Origin of the sequence: Oscillatoria salina IIICB1 (genome assembly GCF_020144665.1) — a bacterium.
Lineage (GTDB): Bacteria > Cyanobacteriota > Cyanobacteriia > Cyanobacteriales > SIO1D9 > IIICB1.
In genome coordinates, this window is record NZ_JAAHBQ010000137.1 from 1 (window position 1) to 3,607 (window position 3,607).

The 3,607-nt window shown below is 42.3% G+C and carries 4 protein-coding genes; all 4 read left to right on the forward strand.

Going from position 1 to position 3,607, the window contains the following annotated elements:
- The first annotated feature begins 218 nt into the window (after positions 1-218).
- Positions 219-1,409 carry an NAD(P)/FAD-dependent oxidoreductase gene (locus G3T18_RS24380; RefSeq protein WP_224413196.1) on the forward strand — a complete coding sequence of 397 codons (1,191 nt, stop codon included), beginning with the start codon at positions 219-221 and terminating at the stop codon, positions 1,407-1,409.
- Between the two features lie 15 nt (positions 1,410-1,424).
- Positions 1,425-2,087 (forward strand): HAD-IA family hydrolase, encoded by a 663-nt coding sequence (locus G3T18_RS24385; RefSeq protein ID WP_224413197.1) that lies wholly within the window; start codon positions 1,425-1,427, stop codon positions 2,085-2,087.
- Between the two features lie 92 nt (positions 2,088-2,179).
- On the forward strand, positions 2,180-3,076 hold the full coding sequence (locus G3T18_RS24390; RefSeq protein ID WP_224413198.1) for an Hpt domain-containing protein: 897 nt from the start codon (positions 2,180-2,182) through the stop codon (positions 3,074-3,076).
- 127 nt (positions 3,077-3,203) lie between these two features.
- On the forward strand, positions 3,204-3,494 hold the full coding sequence (locus G3T18_RS24395) for a hypothetical protein (protein WP_224413199.1): 291 nt from the start codon (positions 3,204-3,206) through the stop codon (positions 3,492-3,494).
- Positions 3,495-3,607 lie beyond the last annotated feature (113 nt).

A 3,607-nucleotide genomic window follows, 5' to 3' on the forward strand; every position in this document is an offset into this window, starting at 1 on the left:
TCTCTTCCCTCTTTTTTTTTGGGTGCGATTCAGCCAGTGTCATCCTGAGCAAAGCCAAGAATCTCTCCAACGCCTACTTTTACCCCGACACCGTAGAGTGCGGGGCTTAAGCGCGTCAAGCTAATTTTGACGATACAGACTTGTCTAGGCTTGCTATCCTGTAGACAGTAGCTTGCTATCCTGTAGACAATTAGCTTATAATTCCTCTCCTAAGTTATATGAACGAACAATCTAAACGCATTTGTATATTAGGTGGCGGTTTTGGCGGTTTGTATACTGCTCTGCGCTTAAATGAGTTACCTTGGGAACCAGCAAAGAAACCGGAAATTGTCCTGATCGATAAAAGCGATCGCTTTTTATTTTCCCCTCTTTTGTACGAATTAGTCACTGGAGAGTTGCAAACTTGGGAAATTGCACCGCCGTTTGCAGAAATTCTGGCTGATACTGATATTTGCTTCCAGCGCGCTTACGTGACGGGAATCGACGTGCCAAGCAAGGGGATAGAATTGGAAAATAGCCCGGATTTGCCTTTTGATAAACTGGCGATCGCGATGGGTGGTAAGACTCCTTTAGATATTGTGCCGGGAGCGGTAGAATATGCTATCCCCTTCCGTAGTTTAGCCGACGCTTATCGCCTGGACGAACAACTGCGGCTGCTAGAAAATTCCGAGCGCGATAAAATTCGCGTAGCGATCGCGGGTGGCGGTTATAGTGGCGTAGAATTGGCTTGTAAACTTGCCGATCGACTCGGATCTCGCGGGAGAATTCGTTTGATCGAACGCAGTGATGATATTCTCTACACCTCAACTGAGTTTAATCGCGAAGCTGCAAAGAAAGCCTTGCTAGCACGAAAGGTTTGGATCGATACGGAAACTACAATTGAGTCAATTACTTCCGAAACCCTCTCTTTACTTTACAAAGGACAAATAGACACAATTCCAGTAGATCTTGTACTTTGGACAATCGGAACAAAAGTCTCGGAGCTTATTCAAGCACTTCCTCTCAAGCACAACCAACAAGGAAGATTAACCGTAACTCCCACTCTCCAAACAGTAGATAACGAAGATATCTATGCTTTAGGAGACTTAGCCGACTGTCAGGATGCCAGTGGTCAACAAGTACCCGCAACTGCCCAATCTGCCCTACAACAATCAGATTACTGCGCTTGGAACATTTGGGCAAGTATGACCGGACGACCATTACTTCCCTTGCGCTATCAGCAGTTAGGAGAGATGATGACATTAGGAACCGATAATGCCACTCTTAGCAGTCTCGGTTGGAAATTCGACGGAAATCTGGCTTATTTAGCAAGGCGTTTGGTTTATTTGTACAGAATGCCAACCTGGAAGCATCAATTAACTGTCGGATTGAATTGGATTACTCAACCTATAGTAGAGTTACTTTCGTAGTTGCTGTCAACATCGATGGAACAACCGAAAGTCATATTTTTGGATGCCGTGGGAACTTTGTTTGGCGTGAGGGGAAGTATTGGTAAAATATATGCCGAGCTTGCCAGTCAGTTTGGAGTCGAAGTTACTGCCGAACAAGTAAATCCAGCTTTTTATGCTAGCTTTAAAGCTTCACCGCCACCAGTAGATCGACAAGTTCATTTTATCGAAATTATCGATGTAGAGTATGAATGGTGGTACGCGATCGCTAGTGCTACTTTTCAACAACTCGGTATTCTCGATCGCTTTGAAGACTTCCCTGCCTTTTTCTCTCAACTTTACCAACACTTTGCTTCTGCTGCTCCCTGGTATGTCTATCCAGATGTCCTCCCAGCCCTCGAATATTGGCGTGGGAAAGGCATTGAATTAGGCGTGGTTTCTAATTTTGACTCCAGACTGTATCAAGTGTTAGAAACTCTTAAATTAGCTGACTTTTTTCGCAGCGTAACCATTTCCTTCGCTGTGGGTGCAGCTAAACCCAACCCCAAAATTTTTACGACAGCCCTAGCAAAGCATCAATGTTCGCCCGCACAAGCATGGCACATCGGCGATAGTTTAAAAGAGGATTATCATGGAGCAAAAGCTGTTGGGATGAAAGCTTTTTTAGTCGAACGACCAACTTTTGTTTTGAGAGGATGAGGTTGGGGAGGGGGAAGACAAGGGGGATAAACTGCTAGCTAATTGAACTGGTACTGATAAATGTGGCTACGTGATATAAGGGGGAAAAAGCCTTGGACGCGAATCAACAACAAAAGATTTTAGGCTATTTTATTGAAGAAGCGAAAGAACACCTAGAAACTCTCGAACAAGGGATACTGGATCTCTCTTCGCTGGTAGAAGATCCTGAAAGAGTAGATGATATGTTTCGTGCTGCCCACTCAATTAAAGGTGGAGGTGCGATGTTGGGTTATAGTACAATTCAAAAGACAGCCCATCGCTTAGAAGATGCCCTCAAAGTTCTTAAAGAGCAAAAAATTTCGGTTGATAAAAAACTAGAGACGTTATTTTTTAACGGCTATGATGCTTTAAAGGATTTGATTGACGAATTACAAAGTCCGTTTGGTTTGAGGGACGAAAAAGGTCAAGAAATTGTCGCCAATGCACAACCAAATTTTGTCGAGTTACAAAATCACCTGAATCAATTAGTTGGTGGTGAAGGTAAATTAGTATCCTTAGAACAAGATACTGTTACAGGAGTAATTCCCGAAATTGCTTCTCAAGGTAGAGAAATTTTAAAACAAATGTTGCAGTTGTTGAAAGGCAAATCTTCCTCGGAAAGTCGCCAAAAACTGCAAAAATTGTGCGATCGCTTGGCTAAACTAAATCAGGATGAGGAAAATTGGGTGAAGTTAACTCAAATTGCCAAAAAGGCGATCGCTAATCCCAAGCATTCTTATCGTACTCTGGCACCAGTAATTATTAAAGACTTGAAAATTGGCTGCGATCTTCTCCATTGTGGGAGATCCTCAGAAATTGCTGCTAGTCATAGTTTACAGCAACTAGCAACTACTAAATTACCTCAAGTTCTCATTCCTGTAGAACCAAAATCCGCAGCCAAAACGTTGCAAAATTCGTTTAATAAGCAACAGTTGGCTCAGTTAGTCCAGTTACTCGCAGCCAAAGGTTAAAATTAATCTAGTATCAGGCTCGATGGATTGAAATTGCTTGAGTCGCGATCGCTATTCAACGGTAAGATGAACTCATTACCGACATAATTAATCTTTATCTGTTGAATTTTTGGTCAGAGGACTTACCTTGTTACAATTAGTGTATTACTTTTTCGAGATCGTCGAGCCTGTTTTAGTACCTATCTGCTTTGTCTTCGCTTGGGTCTTGGTGGTAGTTTTCTCTTGGACGATAATTATGGCAACTCGCGATACAATAGCGAAAGCGAAACAAATGCACGAAATTCCTTGTACTAAATGTCAGTTTTTTACTAACGATCGCCATCTTAAGTGTACGGTACAACCGAAAATTGCCAATACCGAACAAGCAATTGAATGTAGTGACTATCGTCAAATTAAAAATCCTTTTGCCAGTTTCTAACTCGTAAAAACTACTCCGCGATCTGCGATCTCCTTAATCTTAACCTTAACCAAATCGTGTTCATTAGAAAACTTAACAATTGTCCAGAATTTATTGCTGGTGACGGTACAATC

Excerpts from the sequence above, each read along its gene's own strand:
- G3T18_RS24385 (WP_224413197.1), top strand. The coding sequence starts at position 1,425 with ATGGAACAACCGAAAGTCATATTTTTGGATGCCGTGGGAACTTTGTTT.
- G3T18_RS24380 (WP_224413196.1), top strand. The coding sequence starts at position 219 with ATGAACGAACAATCTAAACGCATTTGTATATTAGGTGGCGGTTTTGGC.